Below are 22,432 nucleotides of genomic sequence, written 5' to 3' on the forward strand. Positions count from 1 at the left end.
CTCCATTGACTGCGCCTCTTGCAAGGGTCAGTCACCTTTCCCGAGACAGCCGCAACCTCGGACGCTCGTCTATCGGTAGCTAAGCCGGCGCGAACGACGGTTGACAAAATAGTCTCCAACTCGGAAAAATCCTAAGCGGGGAATGTAAGCGTCAGGGCAATTGTCTTCGTCCCCGGGAGTTCTCGTCCGGGCGCCGAAGGGGGCACCAGTGAAGCACGAGGATCAACTTCAGTCGCTGCTGTCGATACTCACCGATGATGACGATATCTGTTTTTGGCAAATGTCTGTCGAGGACGGATATCTCCATTTTCCCGAAACAGCTCGTTTCTTTTTTCATATCAACAAGGGTTCGTTGCCGGAAACCGTCGACGAATGGATCGATGCGCTGGTCGTGCCCGAAGACCGACAAACGGTGACCGATCAACTGTCGCGCGCAGGGAAGACATCAGACTATGTTCCGCGCTTCACATTCAGGATCAGGGGTGACGACGGAGCCACAAGGTGGATCGAACAGCGAGGAGCGACCACCGGAAGCGCCGCGCAAGCCCAGGTCATCTGGCTCTCCCAGGACATCACGGAAAAACTCCAGACCGCCGATACGCTGCAGGTGACCGAACGAACGCTGGACGAGATCGTGACACGCGCGAACGTCGCGATCGTGACCCATAGCGCTGACGGCAAACTGAGCTACTGCAATCCGGGCTTTTGCAATCTTGTCGACATCAATTCCGCCGACCTCATCGGGCGCAGGATCAGTTCCCTGATTTTTCCGAATGACAGGAAAGCCCATGCGGTCATGGTCCAGCGGATCCTGGACGGAGAAATCAATGCCTCCAGCGACGAATGTCGGCTGCTCGACCGGGATGGAAATCCGGTATGGGTGGAAAGGCATGTCTGGCTTCTTCCGTCGAAACCGGGCGAAACGCCAGAGTTTTTCGCCATGTTCTCTTCGATCGAACAACGGCGGCAGACGCTGGAACTGCTTCGCCAGGAGCATGATAAATTACAGGCCGTATTTGAAAATGCTGATATCGGCCTGGCAATTCTCGACGACGCAGGCGAGATCATCGCCTTGAACACCGCGGCGCTTGAAATTCTCGGGCTAAGGGACTTGCACGAAGCCAGGCAGAAGCTCGGCGCCTTTGAGCAGTACTACGATTTCCGCCATTCGGACGGCCGGCCCATGCCGCCCGCCGCCTGGCCGCAGAACCGGGCGAGAAGGGGTGAATATCTCAGCGACTACGAGCTCATTCTCGTTCAAAAGGAAAGCGGCCAATCCCGGTTTCTGCGCTACACCGCGACGCCGGTACTCGATGATGCCGGAAACAAGATTTTGCAGATCGACTCCATCAACGACCTTACAGAAATGCGCCGTCTCGATGAGGCGCTGACACAGTCGCGCCGGCTGGAGGCGCTCGGGCGCATCGCGGGCGAAGTCGCGCACGACTTCAATAATGTCCTTACCGTGATCGCCGGGAATCTGGAGCTGATCGCCGAAGCCGCCGTTGACGAACGCCAGCAGCGCCGGATTGCCGGCGCGATCGAAGCCGTTGAAATGGGCGTGAATATCAATCATCGCCTCTTGTCTGTCGCGCGCAAGAGGTCGCTCGTGCGCCGCCGGGTCGATGTCGCCCGCCGCATCCGCGAGATGTCCGACCTGCTGGACCATACGATCGGCGAAAAGGTGAAGCTCGATGTCGATCTGCCCGATGAGGCCTTGTTCGCGAAGCTTGAGCCCGGCGACTTCGATGCAGCCTTCCTCAATCTCGTTGCAAACAGCCGCGACGCCATGCCCTCAGGCGGAACGCTGTCTATTTCGCTGCAGCGCAGCAGCGACCGCCCCCCGAAGGACAATGGTGAAAACCGGGAGCGCCGCTTCCTGTTATTGACCGTGCGGGACACGGGCAAGGGCATGTCCCCGGAAATCCTGCGCCACGCAGCGGTTCCCTTCTTTACAACGAAACCTCCCGGCCGGGGTGTCGGTCTGGGCCTGACGGGCGTTTATGCATTTGCCGACCAGAACGGCGGGTGGGTGGAGATCGACAGCGCGCCGGGTAAGGGAACCGAAATACGGCTCTATCTGCCCGAGATCGCCGGCGCCACGGTCCGGGAACTCGATGCCGACAACGCGGCCATGCCCACAGGCAGCGGCGAACTCGTCCTGCTGGTCGAGGGCGACCGCGAACTCCGCTCGATGACCATCCAGCGGCTCACCGAACTCGGCTATGATGTCAGGGAGGCAAGCAATGGCAAGGAGGCGACCACGATCATCGAGACGGGCCTCAGGCCGGCATGCGTCATCTTCGATATCGCCGCGGACGGCGCCGTCGATGGGTTCGATTTCGTCCGATGGCTGCAAAACCAGCACCCCGAAACCGGCCTCATACTCGCCACAGGCTACAATGAGGAAGACTGGCCGCATCAGACCGAGGAAGAAATCTCCTGCCCGATCCTTCTCAAGCCCTATTCGGTGAGGGAGTTGGCCTCTGCCCTATACAAAGCGCTCCACGGGCCACCGGACGAGCATTCTCCGGTGAAGACATAACCAACCCCGCGAACGCTCCTGATGAGGAACGATCGCTTGCCAGCGACATCCATTTTTTGACGCAGATGCGCAATATGCCCGTCAAGCGTGCGATCAAGCGGATCACGCTCGTGGCCACGAAGCGTCTTCCACAGGTCGTCGCGTGACAGAATTCGGCCCGGATTGGTGAGGAAAAGCACCAGAAGCTCGAACTCCGTATCTGTCAGTTCGATGCGCCGGCCATTGGAACATTCAATCGCGCGATGCCGGAAAGACAGGACGCAACCATCGTCGAACGGGAGATCATCCTGCGCGCCGGCGTCATGGTCGGCCGACGCCGGCCGGTCGTAACGCGCCAGCACGGATTTCACCCTGATCAGGACTTCCCTGACATGGAAAGGCTTGGCGATATAGTCATCGGCGCCGCTTTCCAGACCTTTGACCCTTTCGAGCGGCGCTGTACGCCCGGTAATCATGATGATCGGAATATTGGAGGTGGCGCGCATCTCGGCAGCGATGTCGAGCCCGTCTTCGCCCCCGAGATTCAGGTCGAGCGTGATCAGGTCGACCGCGCTTTCGGCGATCACCCGCTTCAGGCTCTCTCTGCTGCCTGCCGTCAGAACCTTGAAACCGGCATCGGAAAGTGCGTCGCGAAGAAGGTTCGCGACGCCTTTGTCGTCTTCGACGACGAGAACACACTTGCCCAATTCGGATGACACGTCAAAGCCCTCGTCGAAAGCCGCCCATCCCCTGCCTCTCGAGCAGGATTGGCCGGCAGTCTAGCAGTGGCTCCAACCCCAATCAATTCGCCTGAAGTTACCACGAAGAGAGCGTGTGTCTGCTATTGCTACGGCCTATCCGGCTTTTACCTTGATGTTCTTTTCCGACTTTATCGCTTCCGGCAGCTTCGGGAGCGTCACCGTCAGCACGCCCTTGGCAAAGTCGGCTTCGATCTTGTCGCGGTCGATGCCCTCGGGAAGGGTGAAGGTGCGGCGAAACGAACCGTATTGCCGCTCGGAAAAGAAATAGTTCTCGTCCTTGGTTTCCGACGAGGCTTCCTTCTCTCCCCGCACGATGATCGAACCGTTGGAAAGCTTGATGTCGATATCGCCGGCATCCATACCGGGAAGTTCCGCGGTCAGCTTGAAAGCCTTCTCGGTTTCGGCAATGTCGACGGCGGGGACGTAGTTCCAGTTGTCCTCCCGTCGCAACATCCGGGAACGACGGCTGCGCGTGAAGGGGAAGCTCCAGTCGAACAGACCGAAATCATCGAAAAGGCGATCGATTTCACTGCGCAACTGCTGGACTGCGGGAACATTCTGCTTTGCGGCGTCGCTGGTCTCGGAGGATTTCGACACCGAAACGGATTTGGTTTTGTCGTTCATCATCATTCTCCTCAGCTATGTTTTCGGGCCCGTCCCGCGGTGACTTCACCAGATGCTGCGCGCGACGCGGGCCCGATGGCCGAATGTTCGTGCAGACTGCGTTGGCCGCATTGATGGCGATCAAGAACTACTATAATCCGGCGCTTGCCGAACATTAGGACCGCCAGTCTTGATGACCATCAATGTTCACGCGCGCATCGGATGTCTGAGTGATATTCGTCGGCAAAGCGACAGGAGCAGCGCGGGCCGCTGACTGCAACATGCGGGCGTTTGACAATGGACACTTCGGAGCTGGTTTCGTTTCTGTCATCTTCCCGGGCGTTTCCGGCTGACACTGTCCAGGTGAAGGAAACCCACACGGCCTTCGTCTTTCTTGCCGGAAACCGCGCCCTGAAGATGAAAAAGCCGATCAGGCTGGCCTATCTCGATTTCTCCACCCTGGAAAAACGACGCGCCATCTGCCTGGAAGAACTGCGCGTCAACCGGCAGATGGCGGGTGATGTCTATCAGCGCGTCATCCCGGTTACCCGCGAAGCGGACGGAGGACTGGTCATCGATGGCAAGGGCGGCGCGGTCGAATGGCTTGTGGAGATGAAGCGGCTGCCGGATCGCGATATGCTCGACAGGCGACTTGCGCGCCGCAACGTCACCGCCGCCGAAATAGCAACGCTGGGCCGCCATTTATGTACCTTCTATCGCAAGCAGCCCCGCAGGCCGGATGCCGGCGATATCTACATCCGTCACCTGTCCCGGGAAATGACGACCAACCGGCTGCACCTGCTTGCAGTGAAATCCGACCTCGATCTGCGTATACCCCATTCGCTTCTGCAGCGGATCGAGGAGCGGTTCGACAGCAAAGTCGAGGAGATTTTCCGGCGGAGTACCGCGGGCCTCATTGTAGACGGCCACGGCGACCTCAGGACCGAACACGTCTGCTTGACCTCGCCTCCCGTCTTCTTCGATCGCCTGGAATTCGACGCGCGGATGCGCCAGATCGACGTCTATGACGAAGTCAACTATCTGGGGCTCGAATGCGAGATGGCGGGACACGGGTGGATCGGGCGCGACCTGCGCCTGCTCGTCAACGAACATTTTGCACCGGCGCCTTCGGTAGGGCTATGCCAGTTTTACAGCCTGTTCCGTCTATTCCTCAGGGCGCGCCTTGCCATCGACCATCTGCGTGATGAACCTCCCGTCACCCCGGAGAAGTGGATCGCCCAGACAAAGGTGCTGCTTGCGCGCGCCGAAGAGATTGGCGGGAACCTGCTTTAAAACCGTCCCTGCACAGACATCAACAGCTCCTGTCTTCGATGATAGAAGGGCCGGGTGATATGTCCATCGATGTCTCGCGACCAGGGCTCGCAGCTCATCTCGATGGACTTCACGGCGGTGCTAAAGAAGGCGGAAATCGCCATCGCGATGGATGGCAAGGGTTCGTGGCTGGACAATGTCTTCGTCGAGCGGCCCTGGCGCTCGATCAAACACGAGAAGGTCTACCTCCACACCTACAAGCCTGTGTCCGAGGCCCACGCTGGCATCGGTCGTTATCTCACCTTCTAGAGCACGTCCGTTGAAATCGGAATCGTTTTGAGGATTCCCTTGGCTGGCGAATTCTGATTCTCTTGCTCCGACTTGTGATTTGGTCGGAGGCAATATGACCCGAGCTTTCAGCAATGATCTGCGTAGCCGCGTTCTGGATGCGTCACGTGATGGCATGTCGGCGCGTTCGGCAGCAGCCCGATTTGGGATTGGTGTTTCGACGGCCATCGCCTGGATTGCCAGCGCCCGACAGGGTCGATTGACACCAGAGAAACAAGGGCGCCGCGGCGGCTCGCGCCTTGATGCCCACGAGGATTACATCATCGGCCTGATCGAGGAGGCAAAGGACATCACGCTCAACGAGATGGTCCTGCGACTGGCCGAAGAACGGGCAGTATCCATTGGCCGCAGCGCACTTGATGTCTGGCTGCGAAAGCGTGGCTGGACGTTCAAAAAAAGACCGCACATGCATTGGAGCAGGAACGCGCTGACCTTTTGAAGCGGCGTCAGGACTGGTTCGACGGTCAGCTCAATCTCGATCCGGCACGTCTCGTCTTCATTGATGAAACCGGACTCAGCACGAAAATGGCCCGGCTTCGCGGACGCGCTATTTGTGGAGAGCGGTGTCGTTCCCCGATCCCGCACGGACACTGGAAAACAACGACCTTCACAGGAGCTCTCAGGCTTTCGGGCATGACCGCGCCCATGGTCCTCGATGGCGCGATGAACGGGATCGCTTTCGTGGCCTATGTTGAGCAGGTACTCATTCCAGCCTTGGCACCGGGTGACATCGTCGTCATGGACAATCTGCCAGCACACAAGGCGGAGGGCGTACGGCATGCAATCGAAGATGCAGGATGCCGCTTACTCTATCTCCCGCCTTACAGCCCAGACTTCAACCCCATCGAGAAGGCCTTTGCCAAGCTGAAGGCGCTTCTGCGCGCCAAAGCCGAGCGAACGGTCGACAGCCTATAGAACACGGTCGGACAGATCGTCACACTGTTCGAGCCGCAGGAATGCGAAAACTACTTCGTCTCCTGCGGATAGGACCCCGAGTAAAATGGACGTGCTCTAGCACTCCCGACGACCACATTCATCCCGTGACCGGCAGACGCCGGATAAGGCCTACTTCCGCGCGCCGACACCGATGATGCTGGCGGCATAATCGAGGCGGAAATCCATTTATAGCAATCCCAGGTGAAATGGACACCGGTTCACCGTCCAGAATAGCGCAAAAACAACAAGATAGAGCGTTTCAGCTTTTAATGGAAGCGTATCTGGCATTTTGGAGATAGTTTGAGCATTCTTGCGGCTTGATGGTTGCGATAAGGCGACCAATTGTGCGCCGTGTGTCCTCGATGGTTCGTTTTTGGCTCATACGCATCCAGTGTTTGATCTTGGCGAACGCCTGTTCGATCGGATTGAGGTCTGGCGAACAGGGCGGCAGGAACCAGAGCCTTGCGCCTGCCGCTTTGATCGCCTTACGGACCACGGCTGACTTGTGGCTTCCGAGATTGTCCATGACGACGATATCACCGGGCTTGAGAGTGGGCACGAGAATCTGCTCGACATAGGCTTGGAAGTAGTGGCCGTTGATCGGCCCGTCGAAGACGCTCGGGGCCGTCAGCTGGTCGCAGTGCAACGCGCCGAGAAAGGTCAGGGTTCGCCAATGGCCATGCGGCGCAAAGCCCCGAAGGCGTTTGCCGCGTTTGCCCCATCCCCGGAGGGGCGCCATGTTGGTCTTGATCCAGGTTTCATCGATGAACACCAGCCTGCCGGGTCGAGGCCAGCCTCCAAAGTCTGCCAGCATTGACGCCGTCTGGCGATGTCGGCGCGCGCCTGCTCAAGGGCGAACAGTGTTTTTTTTTGAAGCTGAGGCCCTCGCGCCGCAGGAACCTCCAGATCGTATCGTGCGACACCTTTACGCCACGCGCAGCCAGTTCATCCTTCAGCCCATGCAGCGTCAGATGCGAGGTCTGGTTGATGCGCTTGATGATGAAGGCCCGGTGCGGTTCCAGAATGTGCTTGCGGTGGCCGCCCAGCTTGCCGGGCGCTACCGAACCGGTCGCCTGGTAGCGCTGTGACCACTTCACTGCAGCAGATACGGAAACCCCAAAACGGGAAGCAACCGTTCGGCAGCTCTCGCCAGCCTCAATGGCAAGAACCCCGATCGTGTCCCGCAGCGTGGTGTATGCGGTTCGATGGGGCGAGCAGACGTGATGATCTCCATCTTTCATGCCGCCGCGAGCTATGATCAGCGGTAAATATGCTTGTATGCTAGTGCCACCCAGATCGCTGGATAGCTCAGGTTCCACAGAAGCATCCAAAGCATTAGCGAAAACGGGTTTGTAATCGAGTTCGCCCATACAACAGCGAAGAACCCCACTGCAATAGCGAAAGATGCAAATAGTTGAATATGATTGGCTTCAATCACGTTCGATACGATGTTCAGGCTGAACTTGAAGTTCACCACGAACAGCCATGCGGCACACAGCGCGATGAGCGGCCAGAAATCGGCCGGGCTTTTCCCCTGCAACAAGAGGAAGGCTATCGGGATGGCGGCAAGTTGCAGAAGCGACATGAGTGCGGAGGAGATAAGGCTCTTACGGGTCAGGTTACGCAGGCGCTGCCTGAGGTGATCGAATGCCCCCTCATCGAAAGCCTTCGACAACGCAGGCCGGTATTGTCCGGCCAACACCACGCTGGGCAGGAATTTCTCAGCCGACTCGGTTAGCTGGATTGCATAGGCGAAGAGAACGGCGTTGGGATGGTTGCTGCGCAGGACCAGGATCTTGACAGTATTCAATGAAACGAGGTTGAGGAATAGCCGTGACAGGTAGTTCCAGCCGAGGAATTTTAAGACAATGCGGCTTTGGGGGGCGGTACTGGAAATATCGATGGGGCGTCGCATGAGGACGATGATGCAGTAGAAAGCGGCGCAGCCTGCCGAAAAGACCTCGACAGTCAGCATGGAATTCAGCGACAGCACGCTCATCGGCAGAATGAAGATCAAGAAACGTAAAACCGCCCGGATCAGATTCGAGATCGCAGAGGCCATGTAGAGCAGAACGCCATTCAACAACGAAGACAAAGTGGTGAAAAAGAACGTGAAAAAGGCCAACGCAAAGGCATAGGTCTGCACATTCAGCAGGCCTGGATGCACAAAATTGGCGAGCGCAACGAAAGCGAAGAGAAGACCGGTCCGCACCAGCGAAACGGCAAGGAGCATGAACATCAACTGCAACCGCGACCAAGTCACCAGTAGGCCGCGGGCATAGCGCTCGATCCCTGTGTCGATGCCTAGACCAACAATCAGAGCTCCGAGGACGATGTAGCCCAAAATCAGGATATAGTCCCCGGCCAGTTCGGTTGGCAATTCCCGCACCACGAATGAAATGAGCAGGAAGTTCAACAGAGCAGCCAACGACTTCAGAAAATAGATCTTCATCCTTTGAAAACGCTTTCGCAGAGGGCGCCGAAGGTTGCGCGCAGCGCAGCGCCTTTTTCATTGAGGATCATGCGGATCTCGTCCTGGGCGCCAGCCACCTGCTGGAATGTTTTTTCCAGATCATCCGTGGTGATGTCCCATGCATTGATAAGAAAGGATTCGTGTCCGAACAAGAAACGGTTTAGTCGAGGCGCCTTGGCGGAATAGGCAATTGACACAACCGGTGTCGCGCTGGAAAACCCCGCTATGGTGACGTGGGTTCGTGAGGCAACGACAAAGTCCGATCCCGCAACGATACCCTTGAACTGCGCCGCCGTAAGTTCCTCCGGCACGAGGTCCACATTGTCGTTTTCCATAACGTCCCGGAAGACATTGCGGATCGTTGCGGAGTCAGAACTGGTTGCCGTGTTCACATGGCTTAACAGCACAATTCGGTAACCTTCGGCAATGCGCTTATTGACGAAGGCTCGCAGCGCCGGTTCGACGACTTCTGCCGTCGTCTTGCGATAGATATATGGGCTGATATTGACCACGATCCGCTTCTGCCCGGGTTTCGGGGTGTAAAGGTCGTTGCTCTTAGACTTAAGGTTGAAGGCGGGATCAGCCGCGAGCACCGCCGGTATCCCTTTAGATTGGAGATAGTCTCTGGATTCGACCTCGCGCACAGTGATCCGGTTCAACTTGCGAAATTTGGCAAGCACGCGCCGCTCCAGCGGCGGACATGAATCGAATGGACCGACGGTGGCGCACCAGATTTCCTGGTGTTTCCCCAGACGGGCGATTTGCTCGATCTGCGCCGTGTTGGATATCAGCCCCGCGTAGGAATAGTCATAGGAATAGGTATCGCCACCGATATGCAGGATTCGGTCACTGCTGCGCAATTGCTCCAGCGTTTCCCTATCCCAATTCATTTTCTCCGGAACCCATAAGGAGGCCAGCCACGGGAAATAGCGCATCAACCTGTTCCAGACGCGGATAGTATTCGTGATTTCCGGAGCGGGCACGAAGGTGTAGTTGTCGAATCCGTATTTCGACATAGCCGCGCTGTCACGCGCGATGTCTGTGGAAGGTATGACGAAAGTGGCGTCGGGGCGGGCTGCGCGCAGCATTTCAAGCGTAGATGCGACCAATGCCTCACATCCGCGGTTGGCGAGGGTCTGCTGACCGGCAAAAAAGATTTTCATTCCAAACCTTCCTCCATGGCCTGGACAATCAACGTATATGCGTCGCAAAGCGAATCTGGCTTGACAGCCGCTTCGAAACTGGATGCCAGTAGCGCCTTGGACGATTTGACGCCGCTGTTGGGGTAGGTGTAGCCGCTGATATCCGGCCTGATCGGGCCATAGGTGGGGGAAACGCCAAGGATCGTGCTCGGACGCCCTTGGGCCTGGCAGAAGACTTCATCGGGTTTGCGGATACGGATGTCGGGCGAGCCCGCGGCATAGGGCGAGTCCATTGATCGCGGCTCATAAGGCTCTGCTGCAAGGTCCAGCACGCGAAATTCCGGAGTCTCGTTCAACGCGGCGCAGATTGCGTTCACCGTTTCTACGTCGCGGCTGCGCGTTCTGCCACCAAAACGATCGTCATTGAGATAGATACCACAGAAATTGCCGGTGTCGAACACCGTGCCGAAAGCAAGCGAATCCGATGTCGGCGTGCGCAGGGGATGGCGCTTGTTCTGCAAGTTCAGGCTGGCCTTAACCCGGGATTTCATGGCTTTGGGCATGTGTCTTGCGATCAGGCTTCTAATCTTTTTCCTGGTGCCATCCTGAACGAAACGGAGAAAACCGAGGCGCTCGAGAATCAAGTCAACGTTGAAGTCATACTTGTAAGGCACGGTGCCATGGTCAGAAACGATGATGATCCGCTCCGGCGCGAGCCGCTCGATCATTGCCTTGAAGTCCGCGAAAACAGAGCGAAAATGCGTCTCCAGCGCAGCACGCACTTGGGGGTCTGACTGCTTGGGGTTCAGCACGTCGAATAGCGCGAGATTCAATATCTCGACCGTAAGCTTGTTCACGTAGAAGCCGAAATCCGCATCCTTAGTTTCGCATAATTTTACAAGAAAGGCCGATTGAGCCCTGTGAATGGCATCGAGTTCGGCGCAGAAGCTTTCAATGTCAGGATACTTTTTGTTGAGGCGGATATCCAACCGATATTCGGAATTGATGAGGGCGCCGATATCGCCGGGATAATACAGGTCCGTGTCGAGCCCGTCCTGCGGGTAACGGCCGCCTCCGATACCCGAAACAAAGGCCGCGCCCTTGGAGGGAGCAGGCGATGTTGTTGGCATGTTGACGAACACCGATCGCACGCCCAGCCTGTCGGCAACGTCCCACAGGTACTCAAATCGGCCATCGGACTCGGCACCTGGTGTTGTCAGGTTGTAGTTCTTGTCGATCTTGTAGGAACCGTCGGCCACTGGCATCTGGAAATAGGCATTGGTGATCTGCGGCGACTGGCCACTGTTGATCTTGGTCCATCCGCGACCGAGCGTGTCGTCGGTGATGTCGTGAACCTTCAGTGTGGCGATATACTCCGAAAACTCCGGCGATATCGCGTTCAGGATGGCCAAGCTCATTCCGTCAAAGCCATAAACGAGTGTCTTCATTGTATTTCCCTAAATAAATCAATATGTTTATTATTATCTGATGTGTTTCCTAAGAAAGTAGGCAAAGCTATTCTTTCCGAACGCTAGAGTATTTCGAACATGTCTGCGAAGAAATTGAAGATGCTGTGGGAAACTCCAAGATTGACGCGCGTGGAAACGGACTTCGTTTCCGAGCAATTCTGCATAGAGCCTGGGCCGGTTGGATGTCAGCCGCTGCTGGGTTCGGCGACGCAACAGATAATGCGTTTTGCTAGTCGCAATGATTTTCTCGCCGCGTTGCATGATCTCAAGCAGAAAAATGAAGTCTTCGCCGCGGCGGATGTCCTCGGAATAGGTGACTCCGATCCTGCGAAGTTTTTCCAAGTCCAGCATCGGCTTGAGGAAACCAAGATCGTGCCTGATCATGTCCTCTGCCCTCAGTTCATGGGTACAGCCGGTGAGCGGAACGCGGGCCAGCTTGCTCCACATGATTTCCCGCGTCTGGCTGTTGAAAGCCAAAAGTTCGTCAACAACGACACAGGCGTCAGTCTGCCGCGCCACTTCGGACATAATTTGCAAGCGCTCCGGCGGGATGATGTCATCCGCGTCGATGGCTGCGCAGTAGCGGTGCGTAGCTGCGGCAAGACCAATGTTACGTGCCGCAGATGGTCCGGAATTTACCGGCAGGGTGATGACGCGCATCTGCGGAACATCGAGCTTTTCAAGAACTGCCTGTGTGCCGTCGGTCGAGGCATCATTGATCACGATGATCTCCGCGGCACCGGCCGCAACGATGCTTTCCAAGCATTCGGCAATGTAGGCTTCGTCATTGTAAGTGGCGACAATGACTGAAATGTCTTCCATTTCGACCTCTTTTGACGTGCTGAGCTTTGCTCAATAGAGCATCTCGGTTGAGACGGATTTCACCAATCAAGACGTTCGAAATACTCTTTTGCAACAACGTTCCAAGTATAGCGGGTTTCTGCAATCCGGCGCATCTCAACGCCGATCTGCCTCATCGTGTCGGGGGCGGTTCCGTCCAGAAGCCCTACCAATTCTGCGGCAGTCTTGAAAAAGAGTGCTTTGTTTTCCGTGCTATGGCGATTAAAGTCGCAATCAAAGGCGAGCACAGGCACACCGAACTGCATTGCCTCGGTGAGCGAAGGGTTCGTACCCCCGGCAGAATGCCCATGGAGGTAAAAGCTGGCATTTTCTCTCAGGGATCGCAGCTTTCCCACATCGTAGATCGGATCAAGGAGTATGATGCCAGGTACGTCCGCATAGCGCTGCTTGAGTTCTCGGCCGTAGGGACTCCGATCCCAGTTTCCTACGCAGACTAGGGGGGTCTCTTCTCGGTGCTCGAAAGCCTGCAACAAAATATGGACGTTATTCTCAGGCTCAATCCGGCAGACGTTGAAGGCATAGTGAGCCGGCAGATCAACTTCTGTCAACGGCACCGGATCAGGCCTTATGGCATGGTCTCCCCCATATGCAATAGTACTGGGTATCTTGCCATATTCGCGACGCACATACTCCGAGATGGCTCCGTTGTCCGAAATGACGACATGCGAATATCGTACAGCAAGCGCCTCACTGAGCCTGAGAAAACGGCGCTGGAGACGTCCCCATTTCTCACGACGCCATTCAAGGCCATCTATATTGGTCACGATGCGCGCGCGGGTGACAAGACGGATCAAAGGCAGGGCAATCGCCCCTGAAACGCCCAACAGAAGCAGGGTATCTGCGCCGCCTCGTATCGCAGAAACGAGCGACCAGATGTCGTAGGGAATGCTCTGCACGCCGTTGGCCTTCAGCGGCACGTACACCAGACTCGCGTCTTTGTAGGTGCAGGGGCGCTGTTGGTAGGCAGGTTTACTGCAGTAAACTGTCAAAAGACGTGGGGGGGAAGACTGTTTATTATAGTCGAGCAGGTTCTCTACCAGCGTCTCGAAGCCGCCATAGCATGCTGGCACTCCCACGGTGCCGATGATGGCAATGCGATGTCCGCTCATGAATACTGGCTTTCATCCTGCCAAAATATCCGCGCCTGCGTATGGCGACGAGGGTTTGCAGTCATGACATGCTCCCTTTTATGCCAGCCGGCGTTTGATCGTTTCGCGCAAGTTTTTGAAGCGGCGGATGTTTAGTAGCAGAGCTGTACCCGACTTGACTAGGAAGCCAACCGTATGAAAGAGTTGCGTAGGCGCAGGCATTGGTCGAGCGACCGGCGTATAATCCCAAAAGTCCATTTCCTTAGCTGTCGTTGCTTCGCAAATCGCTAGTTCGGAGGGGGTAAGACTGCCGTTGCGCCACGCATCCACGCGTGAGGCGTCGACGCCGATTTGATCGGGTTTATCCGAAGCGGTCGACGAACCTATCAGTGCTACCTCCATCATCTCTTCTTCGAAGTTAATTCCCGCCAAATCGCAAAGCCCTTGCAACTGGCGTCGAGGATCGGAAAGCAACATTTCATACTGGATGACAATTGCGCGAGGGTGCTTTTCCAGCTGCCGAGCTCGCCGGCTGGCGGATGCCCACATCAACGCCATAGTCTTGGGGTGATAATTCACCCATGCGCGAAACGCCCAAAAGAGCGGCATCCGATCTCTGGCAATGCTATAGCGCCGCCACTTGTTTTTTTGAGATGCAAGAACCGCACGCGGATCGCGAACCATACAAACCATTACCGCGTCGGGAAATGCCTCCAGTATTTCCTCCGCGACATAGAGGTATCTCGGAGTTTGCTCACAGGGTATGGCCTTCCCTGATGCACGTGTAATACGGTCAAGCATGGTAGCATAAGCCGAGATGACGTCGGATGCGTTTGTCTCGTTCAATATTTCCTCTGCTTCTGCGGTGAAGAGGCCAGGCTGCACCTTGGCAAAAACATTGTCGCGGGCAGAGGTCAAAAGCCTTTCGATCGCTTGCCGCCTTTTATCCCGGGGCCAGTGGGGCCGCTCGCGAATAGTCTTTGAATCGACCATCTGTTCAAAGAAATGGAGCTCTTCGAAGGTACAGACATTTGAATGCCTATCAAGCATGCGCCCCAGCAGCGTGGTGCCGCTGCGGCTATTTCCAACGACGAATATCATCGGGATGCGGTCCTGTTTTCAAATAGATCTAATTCCTAGCTTGAATGACAAGCCTATGTTTTTAATTTGTGTTTTAAATTCGTGCATTTAATCGCGCTGGCGTAAAGACCGACGCTTAACCAAAACATGAATGAAAGTCCTCGGTTTTCGAAGCTCTGGTTTCCAAAACTGAGGATGTTTATTCCAATTATTCCCCAAAATACGATTCTTGCCGGTTGCGCCAATAGCGGATTGTCACTCTTCCTGCCCGCTTTGGCCCCTGCGAATATGCGGTATTGCGCAAGGTAAAACAGCGCCGTGCCTATAAGACCATAATAGCTGAGCAATGCAATGGGGTAAAAATCCTCCAGCGTGTGGTAGAAGGTCGCCAAGTAGATGTATGGCAGTTGCTGACCATAGTTTTCAAGCACGTATTGTTCAACCAGACGACGGTCCGGCGAAAATCCTATCAGCGCCATCGGATCTCCGAGTAATTTCGGGAGATACAGGACCACGTGCCCCAAGCGCTGATTCAAAAGAGCATCTATGAACTTGGGATTGAAGATGCCTAGAAAGCTAGTGTATTCAAATGTTGTGCTGGCGGCCATTTGGCTAAAAATGTTGAGTACAATCGGGGCGATCAAAAGGATGATCAGAACCATCATGACGCGCCAGGCGACTCGTGCCCTTGAGAAGAGATAGAGTGTCAGAAGTACCAGCGCAGCAAGGAAGATGGTGCGCGAACCACTAAAGAACACCAGAGCAAGAAACATCAGTAGCAAGGCAACGGTTCCCGGCCCGCGTTTCAGCCGGGCTATCGCGAATATCATGCCGAACAGCATCATATAACCGAACGAAATGAAATCACCCATACTACCGATCAGCATCCTGCGGCTGAGGCTGCGGTTTGAGGTGAATGAACGCGCGTCACCCGTCAAAATGTTGCTGTAGTCGTTTGGTTTGAACAAGTCTATGACAGAGGGCCCACCCAGAAGCTGCAATATACCAATTGTTGCCTGGAAAATGATCAAGACAAACAGGAAGCGGAGCAGTCTTTGGACTTTCTGATCGCTGTTGACCACATACGGCAATGCCATAGCGAGGAATACGAAGCGATTAAGGACAAAGATTTCACTGCCGTTAGTCAACAGGCTGGCCTGCGTTGAAATCAGGCTAATAACGATCGAATAGCAGAAAAAGAGCATGAAGGGGCGCTCGTAGCGAATGCCGCTCAGTGAAATCGTGCGTGACCGGAGCGTCGCGGCAGTCGCTGCCAAGACGAACAGGACGACTGACGAAAGGTCGACGGCAGCCCGAGCCAGAAACAAGGTGCCTCCAGACAGACCTAGCAACGCGAAAATGGTCTCTTGCGTCGTAACAAGAAAAGCAAAAAAGTAAATTATGTACATTTGTTTGGGCTGCTCTGCGAGCTGTCTGTCATCCCTTCCGCTTGGAATGCGCAAAAAACTGCAACTGATTGAAATATATCGCTTAACTTCCTGACATCACAATGGCTTTGGCGCGAACGCCCAGATTTGACCTGAAAAGGCTGAGACGACGCTACAATCATGGTTGACCACCCTTTCGGCGTCTGCCTCGTCTTCACCCCTGCGCTTCTTCGACGGTTGTTGCGTAAATATCCAACAGGCGGGCTAAGTAGCTCTCAGGCGAAAAGCGCGATGCGGCATCCTGCCTCGCGGCATTCGCCATCGCGGCAATATCGGCGTTCTGCAGCGCTTTCAATGCGTTTTTCAAGGACCCCACATTCCCCGGCTCGAACAGGAAGCCGTCTTGACCTTCTCTGACGACTTCGGTCAACCCGCCTATGCGCGAGGCTATAACGGGTGTACCCGCGGCCTTTGCCTCAAGAGCCGTCAGCCCGAATGTTTCGTACCATTCTGAGGGAACCACAACGGCGCGTGCTTGTGCGACTAGCTCTTTAAGGGGTTCGCCGGACACGAATTCAAGGTATTCGACGTTCGGCATACCTCTGATCTTTTCGCGAAGCTCTGCACTCCAAGAACCTATCCCTGCTATTTTCAGTCTGATAGCCGTTCCAGCCACCGCCTCCAGCAGCGTTGGCACCCCCTTCAGCTTCTCAATGCGTCCGAAATAGAGCAGGTAGTCTCCCCTTGGCCTGTTTCGTTGCGGCAGGACTGCTCTGAGGTCGACGAAATTGTGCAGTGTCGTGAGTTTGTGTGCGTGAATCCCGGCGCGAATGAACATCTCGCGCTGAAAGTCGCTAACGCAGATGAAGCGGTCAATTGACTGGCTGCTGCCTTGCAGGCGGGAAAGGTTATGCTCGAGCCAGAGCAAAGCGCTTTTGTGAAGCGATTTGTCTCTGCAGCGGTACCGAATACAATTGGCAGTGGTTCCATTGATGCAGGCTTCGCACACCCTGCCGTCCCGCTCCAGCGTGTAAACAGGACACACCAGCTTGTATTCATGGAGGCTCTGAATGACAGGTATGCCACGCCTCTTCAGCGGCTGGAGGATCGAAGCGGTAAGTCGACCGTAGTAGATATGCAGATGCGCGAGGTCGACACGTCTCTTTGCCTCCAACATACGATTTAGCATAGCGCGAGCGTCTGCATTGAAGAGAAATCGCGTAACATCATGAAAGCTTGCATTCTTTGTATCGACTGCATTGCAGAAAAATTTTGAGTCTGCACAGTCAATATCGCGATCGCTTCGCGCAGAAAAATAACTGACAGCATGACCGGCGGCTTCAAGTATTCGTCCCGTGTTGAGATATAAACGATCCGACCCGCCAGTGATCCTATGGTTGTTGTTGATCTGTAGAATATGCATCTTTTCTGGTTCTGATGCCTTTGTTCAAGGGCGTATCAATTTGTGCGCTGTTGTCAGCATTGCATAAGCTGAATTGCTGGGTTTGCGTTGGTCGTGAGGCACCAGCTCGATAACTTCTTCTCTTCCAACCGAGACTACTGGTGTCGTGGTCTTGATTGCGCCGGCTGCCGCGCCGGTTGCGACCTGCAGGTTTAAAGAGGCGTGTGTGTGTTCAGTTGTAGCACTGCCAGCCAAGTTTTGATCTGGTCACCGCGACAATGCTACACCGCGACATTCCCGGAATGCACCGCCGAGGACGGATTATGCGACCTCCGACCCTTTTCTGTAGCAGGCTGGGTTAGCTTGTCATTTGGGTCCTTGTCTCAGGCTAACAAACCTGTACAACAATGAGGCGTCGTGTGTTTGGCAATTAATATTATGAGCAAAAAAACTTCGTCATGCAGCCTTGGATCAGTAGCATATAGCTAAGCTGCAGGCTAGCGGTCCTTCGAAGAGAGTTTCTGGTGTCGTTTGACGTTTGTAGACGGAAGCCATGCACGACACGCAGGACGGCTTCGAGCCGACGATCTAGGGTCTGTGGACACATAGGATTCACGGCCAGTCAGTTTTGTGATTCAAGCTTCCTTTTGAGGAGGCTTTCGGAACCAGTTGGTGAATCCCCACGGGTTGGACGGCACCCGCAACGCCGGACCGGTGTCGGGTGCATGGAAGATTTCGCCGACCCTCTCCACGGCGAGGCGCTGCTGCCGGTCGAGAATCGTCACGTCCATGTGCATGAACGGAAACTGGAGCTGTACGCATCGGGTGCAACGCACGATCTTGTTCACGCCCGGAAATCCCTGCAACGACTCTTCCAGAATGTCGAGCGCCCGGCTGTTGTCCCAGTCGGCGGGCACGTCGATCTCGACGATGGCGTCAACGTCGAACCGTTCAGAAACAAGTCCTCCATCGCCGCGATGATAAGCTCCACACAACCCGAATTCGCAGTCGGCCGCGTGTATGATACGGGCCGCGAACGCATCCGAAAGCACATGCCCAGTTTGAACGAGATCTCATCCGCGAGAGAACAAATGCAGGCCTCCAGGTGGCACGCGAGAAGGGACGCTTGGGTGGGCGAAAGCCTGTCATGTCACCGGAAAAACTCGCCAAAGCACAGCAACTCATATCGACTGGCCTCAACGTGCGCGAAGCCGCTACGCGGCTTAAGGTAAGCAAGACAACACTATATCAGGCGCTCAAGCACGAAACTCAAAGCGAGTAAACTGATTGAGCCCAATAGGCGACTGCCCCACTACACGACCAAATTGGGGCCGGAAACAGACTGTCGGCTTCGAGATGCTCTTCCTCGGGAAGTGGTCATGTGCGTATTAGCATAGCTAGCGTATTGAAATTCGGCATAGGCGGACGAATCCGATCGGCGCGATGAATCTCTGAAAGGCCGACAGTATGCGGGGCCCGGGACCACGTTGAATAACAAGAATGACTACGAGGTCTCAGGTCAAATCTCCAATTCAATTTGCCTATCGCGCCGCAAAGCGCGAACCGGCCTAACTGCATTTTATGGTAGCATGCCGTTCTTCTTGCTATTAAAAGAGGAACACCTCAATTAAGTTTGTAAAACCTCCCTAAAATGAGAAGGCCTGCTGTATTGAATGGCGCACCATGCCGTAGCATTACCTAAGCGGCGGAAATCGGCAGGACAGAATATGATAAGGTTTTTCATCTCGCGCTACAGCTCCCGCAATGGAGGTGAGAGGCAGAACGATAGCGGCTTTTTCGGGCTCGGACTAAGCGTTTGCATCGGCCTCCTCGCGGTGACGCTTTTCCTGCTCATGCCACAGCCCGGCAACGCACAGGACCTGTCAGATGATGTCGTATCCGAAAGATTCTGGGCTCAGATACGCACCGACTCGCCGCGCTATACGATGGAATCATTCCTGAACGCCTCAGATGCACTGCAGGACAGCGTTGAAGCCTATCTGGAGGATCCGAGCCTGGAACTTCAGGCCGAGATCGCGCTTTTTTCAGACCTCCTTGTGGATCTTGTGGATCTGGAGAATGTGGCTGCGGCGACTCGTCGAGAAACAGGCATCAGAACATTCGAATATCTGATGGATATCTTTGGGCGCATTGGCCCTCCCGACGTTACGATGTTTCCCGACCTGGACATGGCCTCGGGAACCGGGTCGGACAGTTTTCGGATACCAAATACGCCTTTGCGAATAGAGCGTGTTGTAAACGGGCCGCGCAAAGGAGAATTTCTGTTTGCGGAAGAGACAGTTCGCGTTGCGCCGCGTTTCTTTGAAGCGGTGCGCCACCTGCCGCTGATAAGCCCTCTGGGTATTGAAAGCTGGGCGAGTTTCGGCCCTCAGCAGACAGGACCGCTCGTTCCTCCGGCCTTCGTGGAGGCCATGCCGCCGCTTCTGACCGAACTCTGGTTCGAGACCCCGGCCTGGAAGGTTATTTTTGAGACAGCATTGCTGCTCGTTTTCGCTTTGGTTCTGTTCGGAATTCACCATGCTGTTCGTTCAATGGTCAAAACCGGTCGGGTGTCTGTCTTGGTGGCTCGTACCTTGGCCCCGGTGCTGTTAGTTTACTGCGCGAGTTCAGTATTGCCTTTCATCGCGCTTCAGATTCATTTGTCTGGCTCCTTCGCCCGGTTCTATGATGTCGTGCTTACGATTGCCATTTATGGCGGATCGGCCTTCATCTTCTGGCTCCTGACCAGAATACTCGTCGAAACCATTATTCTGTCGCCACGCATCAGAGATGAAAGTCTTGACGCAGATCTACTTCGTCTCGGTGGCGCAACGCTCGGTCTCTTCGGTTCGGTCTGCATCCTGGCGCTCGGTGGGCATGCTATCGGATTGCCAATTCTCAGCGTGGTGGCTGGACTTGGTATCGGGGGTCTAGCTGTCGCCCTTGCCGTGCGGCCAACATTTGAAAATCTGATTGGAGGTGTAATCCTGTTCGTCGACAGGCCCGTTCGCGTTGGAGATTTCTGCAGCGTCGGCGATCAGAAGGGGACCGTTGAGGGGATCGGGATACGCTCGACAAAGCTGCGTGCGGTTGACCGCACGGTCATATCTATACCCAATGCACAGTTTGCGGATATGCAGATCATCAACTGGGCTCAATGCGACCAGATGCTGATCAACGAAACCATCGGGTTGCGGTATGATACAACTGAAGACCAGCTGCGCTACCTGTTGGTCGCGTTGCGACGCATGCTTCACGCCCACCCTCGTATTGATGCTGAAACCGTCCGGGTCCGCTTCGCCGGTTTTGGGGACAGCTCGTTGAAAATTTCCATCCGAATCTACGCGCAAACGCGTGAGTGGAACGATTTTTTCGCGATCAGGGAGGATGTAGACCTCCGTATTCTGAAGGCCGTCCACGAAGCCGGTACCGATTTCGCATTTCCTTCTCAGACCGTTTATATGGCCAAGGATCAAGGGCGCGACGAGGAGCGCAGCACGCGTGCGGAAGATGCCGTGAAACGCTGGCGTGATACGGGGCAGCTGCCTTTCCCACGTCTGTCTCGCCTAGAACAGGAGCGTCTGAAAGGGACACTTGATTATCCGCCATATGGCAGCGCTGATGCAGATGACATAGTTGAACCGGAAGCGGCAGAACCGCTGTCCGATCCTTGTCAACCGCCACCGGAGCTGGCTGAAGAGGCTTCAGAGGTGGAGTCGTCTTCAACGTCCGAACGTGCGCGGCACCAAGGGAGCTAACTAGGGTCCATTCTCAATAATACCTGAACGTCGCCGCAGTTCTAAACTTAGCGTCATTGCGAGAGCACGGACTGTGTCTGTTGTCGGTAAAGTGTGAAAGGGGCTGAATGACCAAAATGGGGGCGCCTTCCGGACCGGCTACAACGGGGCCGGAAGCAGGCCGTCCGGTCGTGGAACGACCATTCTTCTCGCTAGGAAAGCGACCCCGGACCAAACCGATTCTCTACCGCGCCGCTTGCAGCCAGGATTTCAGTCCTTCAGCGCTTCCAACACCTGTTCGGCCAAGGCCTTCTGCGCGCGCACGCCGCCGCTTGCAAGATAGAGCACCCCGCCATCGGCATAGATTACCTGGTCGTTCTGCCAGGCTTTGGTGCGTGCGACGAGTTCATTGTCGAGAAGCTGCTGCGCTGCTTCGCCTTCACGGCCGATGGCAGCGTCGCGGTCGAGCACATAGAGCCAGTCCGGATTCTGCTCCATGATATATTCGAACGAAACCGCCTGTCCGTGCGTGCCGACGTCGAGAGTTTCGTCGGCCGGTTCGAAGCCATAAAGGTCATAGACGTCGCCGAAGCGTGAACCGGGGCCGAAGGCGGAAATCTTGCCGCCCGTTGTCAGCAGCACAAGTGCGGTTCCGGCGTCTTCGGTCAGCCCCTGGAGCGTCTCCAGCGTGGTTTCCAGGGCCGTAATCTCGGCTTTGGCCTCTTCCTGCTTGCCGAAAAGTTCCCCCAGAAGCCGGGCATTGCCTTCGACCCCTTCGAGGAAAGCGTCATTGGCAATCGTCAGGTCGATCGTCGGGGCGATCTTCGACAGGTCGTCGTATTTTGCCTGCGAGCGGCCGGCAACGATGATGAGATCGGGCTGCAGCGCGTTGACGGCCTCGAAATCCGGCTCGAACAACGAGCCGACCTTCTCGTAGTCATCGGAGGAAAACTCAGAAAGGGAAGGCGGCATCGGTGCATCCGGCACGGCTGTTACGCGCACGCCCAGGGCATCGAGCGTATCGAGTGCGGAGAGGTCGTAGACAATGACGGTCTCGGGGTTCATCTCAACCTCGGTGCTGCCGCTTACATGCTCGATCGTCATGGTTTCGGCAAGCGCCGGCACGGCGGCAAGGGTCGGAACGATCGCGATGGCGGCGAAGAGCGTGGCACGGTGGACTGCGTCGATTCTCACGGGAGACTCCTCATACTTGATTGTTCTGGTCAACATATTCAAAATGGCATGGCTGACAAGCACGTCTCGGTCGTGTCGCGCGATGGGGTGCACACTTTGCCGTGAGCCCGGACGGCCGCGCCATTGACCCCGGGCGACGCGCGCCGCATAAGGC

16 protein-coding genes and 3 pseudogenes are annotated in these 22,432 nt (G+C 55.8%); 6 read left to right on the plus strand and 13 right to left on the minus strand.

Translation table 11 applies throughout. The features are described from left to right. Positions 1 to 208: 208 nt before the first annotated feature. Positions 209 to 2,545: a PAS domain S-box protein gene (locus tag V6766_RS04940; RefSeq protein WP_448464194.1), complete on the plus strand. Its 2,337-nt coding sequence runs from the start codon at positions 209 to 211 to the stop codon at positions 2,543 to 2,545. Here the strand turns inward: V6766_RS04940 and V6766_RS04945 are convergent. Then, a complete protein-coding gene (locus V6766_RS04945) occupies positions 2,464 to 3,243 on the minus strand; it encodes a response regulator transcription factor (RefSeq protein ID WP_448464196.1) in 780 nt (259 codons plus the stop codon). The genes V6766_RS04940 and V6766_RS04945 overlap by 82 nt on opposite strands. A gap of 135 nt (positions 3,244 to 3,378) precedes the next feature. After that, complete coding sequence (locus V6766_RS04950) at positions 3,379 to 3,909, minus strand: Hsp20/alpha crystallin family protein (RefSeq protein ID WP_448464198.1); 531 nt, start codon at positions 3,907 to 3,909, stop codon at positions 3,379 to 3,381. Positions 3,910 to 4,185: 276 nt separating this feature from the next. Between V6766_RS04950 and V6766_RS04955 the strand changes: the two genes are divergently transcribed. The 3 genes and pseudogenes from V6766_RS04955 to V6766_RS04965 all read left to right on the plus strand — a co-directional run bounded on the left by V6766_RS04955 (position 4,186) and on the right by V6766_RS04965 (position 6,495). Continuing rightward, entirely contained in the window at positions 4,186 to 5,181 is a 996-nt protein-coding gene (locus tag V6766_RS04955) for a hypothetical protein (RefSeq protein ID WP_448464200.1), read from the plus strand. Positions 5,182 to 5,259: 78 nt separating this feature from the next. Beyond that, positions 5,260 to 5,466, plus strand: a pseudogene (locus tag V6766_RS04960) (IS3 family transposase); the annotation flags it as partial. A gap of 97 nt (positions 5,467 to 5,563) precedes the next feature. After that, positions 5,564 to 6,495, plus strand: a pseudogene (locus V6766_RS04965) (IS630 family transposase). Positions 6,496 to 6,703: 208 nt separating this feature from the next. On the opposite strand, the pseudogene V6766_RS04970 reads toward V6766_RS04965, so the two are convergent. From V6766_RS04970 to V6766_RS05015, 10 genes and pseudogenes are all read right to left on the minus strand, one after another. Continuing rightward, positions 6,704 to 7,685: pseudogene (locus tag V6766_RS04970) on the minus strand (IS630 family transposase). 17 nt (positions 7,686 to 7,702) lie between these two features. Then, complete coding sequence (locus V6766_RS04975; RefSeq protein ID WP_448464202.1) at positions 7,703 to 8,896, minus strand: hypothetical protein; 1,194 nt, start codon at positions 8,894 to 8,896, stop codon at positions 7,703 to 7,705. Beyond that, a complete protein-coding gene (locus V6766_RS04980; RefSeq protein ID WP_448464204.1) occupies positions 8,893 to 10,080 on the minus strand; it encodes a polysaccharide pyruvyl transferase family protein in 1,188 nt (395 codons plus the stop codon). Before V6766_RS04980 ends, V6766_RS04975 begins: the two co-directional genes overlap by 4 nt. Next, positions 10,077 to 11,507, minus strand: a complete 1,431-nt coding sequence (locus V6766_RS04985; protein WP_448464206.1) for a hypothetical protein — start codon at positions 11,505 to 11,507, stop codon at positions 10,077 to 10,079. The genes V6766_RS04980 and V6766_RS04985 overlap by 4 nt, the downstream gene beginning before the upstream one ends. A gap of 33 nt (positions 11,508 to 11,540) precedes the next feature. Next, positions 11,541 to 12,350, minus strand: coding sequence for a glycosyltransferase family 2 protein (locus V6766_RS04990; RefSeq protein WP_448464208.1), 810 nt, complete (start codon positions 12,348 to 12,350; stop codon positions 11,541 to 11,543). Positions 12,351 to 12,409: 59 nt separating this feature from the next. Beyond that, the gene (locus V6766_RS04995; protein ID WP_448464210.1) at positions 12,410 to 13,498 is read right to left on the minus strand and encodes a DUF1972 domain-containing protein; all 1,089 of its coding nucleotides are present in this window, start codon (positions 13,496 to 13,498) and stop codon (positions 12,410 to 12,412) included. A 78-nt stretch (positions 13,499 to 13,576) separates the two neighbouring features. Next, complete coding sequence (locus V6766_RS05000; RefSeq protein WP_448464212.1) at positions 13,577 to 14,578, minus strand: sulfotransferase family protein; 1,002 nt, start codon at positions 14,576 to 14,578, stop codon at positions 13,577 to 13,579. Between the two features lie 53 nt (positions 14,579 to 14,631). Further along, positions 14,632 to 15,966, minus strand: a complete 1,335-nt coding sequence (locus V6766_RS05005) for a hypothetical protein (protein WP_448464214.1) — start codon at positions 15,964 to 15,966, stop codon at positions 14,632 to 14,634. Between the two features lie 193 nt (positions 15,967 to 16,159). Further along, a complete protein-coding gene (locus V6766_RS05010) occupies positions 16,160 to 17,368 on the minus strand; it encodes a glycosyltransferase family 4 protein (RefSeq protein WP_448464216.1) in 1,209 nt (402 codons plus the stop codon). Between the two features lie 614 nt (positions 17,369 to 17,982). Further along, positions 17,983 to 18,399, minus strand: coding sequence for a hypothetical protein (locus V6766_RS05015; RefSeq protein ID WP_448464218.1), 417 nt, complete (start codon positions 18,397 to 18,399; stop codon positions 17,983 to 17,985). 53 nt (positions 18,400 to 18,452) lie between these two features. Here V6766_RS05015 and V6766_RS05020 point away from each other — a divergent pair, with 53 nt between their 5' ends. Both V6766_RS05020 and V6766_RS05025 read left to right on the plus strand, forming a co-directional pair. After that, positions 18,453 to 18,629, plus strand: coding sequence for a helix-turn-helix domain-containing protein (locus V6766_RS05020; protein ID WP_448464221.1), 177 nt, complete (start codon positions 18,453 to 18,455; stop codon positions 18,627 to 18,629). A 445-nt stretch (positions 18,630 to 19,074) separates the two neighbouring features. Next, the gene (locus V6766_RS05025; RefSeq protein ID WP_448464223.1) at positions 19,075 to 21,105 is read left to right on the plus strand and encodes a mechanosensitive ion channel family protein; all 2,031 of its coding nucleotides are present in this window, start codon (positions 19,075 to 19,077) and stop codon (positions 21,103 to 21,105) included. A 249-nt stretch (positions 21,106 to 21,354) separates the two neighbouring features. Here the strand turns inward: V6766_RS05025 and V6766_RS05030 are convergent, their stop codons facing one another. Further along, a complete protein-coding gene (locus V6766_RS05030; protein ID WP_448464225.1) occupies positions 21,355 to 22,314 on the minus strand; it encodes a siderophore ABC transporter substrate-binding protein in 960 nt (319 codons plus the stop codon). Between the last annotated feature and the right edge of the window lie 118 nt (positions 22,315 to 22,432).

The organism is Martelella sp. AMO21009 (assembly GCF_053484295.1).

Excerpts from the sequence above, each read along its gene's own strand:
- V6766_RS04950 (WP_448464198.1), bottom strand. The coding sequence starts at position 3,909 with ATGAACGACAAAACCAAATCCGTTTCGGTGTCGAAATCCTCCGAGACC.
- V6766_RS04955 (WP_448464200.1), top strand. The coding sequence starts at position 4,186 with ATGGACACTTCGGAGCTGGTTTCGTTTCTGTCATCTTCCCGGGCGTTT.
- V6766_RS04975 (WP_448464202.1), bottom strand. The coding sequence starts at position 8,896 with ATGAAGATCTATTTTCTGAAGTCGTTGGCTGCTCTGTTGAACTTCCTG.
- V6766_RS04980 (WP_448464204.1), bottom strand. The coding sequence starts at position 10,080 with ATGAAAATCTTTTTTGCCGGTCAGCAGACCCTCGCCAACCGCGGATGT.
- V6766_RS04985 (WP_448464206.1), bottom strand. The coding sequence starts at position 11,507 with ATGAAGACACTCGTTTATGGCTTTGACGGAATGAGCTTGGCCATCCTG.
- V6766_RS04990 (WP_448464208.1), bottom strand. The coding sequence starts at position 12,350 with ATGGAAGACATTTCAGTCATTGTCGCCACTTACAATGACGAAGCCTAC.
- V6766_RS04995 (WP_448464210.1), bottom strand. The coding sequence starts at position 13,498 with ATGAGCGGACATCGCATTGCCATCATCGGCACCGTGGGAGTGCCAGCA.
- V6766_RS05000 (WP_448464212.1), bottom strand. The coding sequence starts at position 14,578 with ATGATATTCGTCGTTGGAAATAGCCGCAGCGGCACCACGCTGCTGGGG.
- V6766_RS05005 (WP_448464214.1), bottom strand. The coding sequence starts at position 15,966 with ATGTACATAATTTACTTTTTTGCTTTTCTTGTTACGACGCAAGAGACC.
- V6766_RS05010 (WP_448464216.1), bottom strand. The coding sequence starts at position 17,368 with ATGCATATTCTACAGATCAACAACAACCATAGGATCACTGGCGGGTCG.
- V6766_RS05025 (WP_448464223.1), top strand. The coding sequence starts at position 19,075 with ATGATAAGGTTTTTCATCTCGCGCTACAGCTCCCGCAATGGAGGTGAG.
- V6766_RS05030 (WP_448464225.1), bottom strand. The coding sequence starts at position 22,314 with ATGTTGACCAGAACAATCAAGTATGAGGAGTCTCCCGTGAGAATCGAC.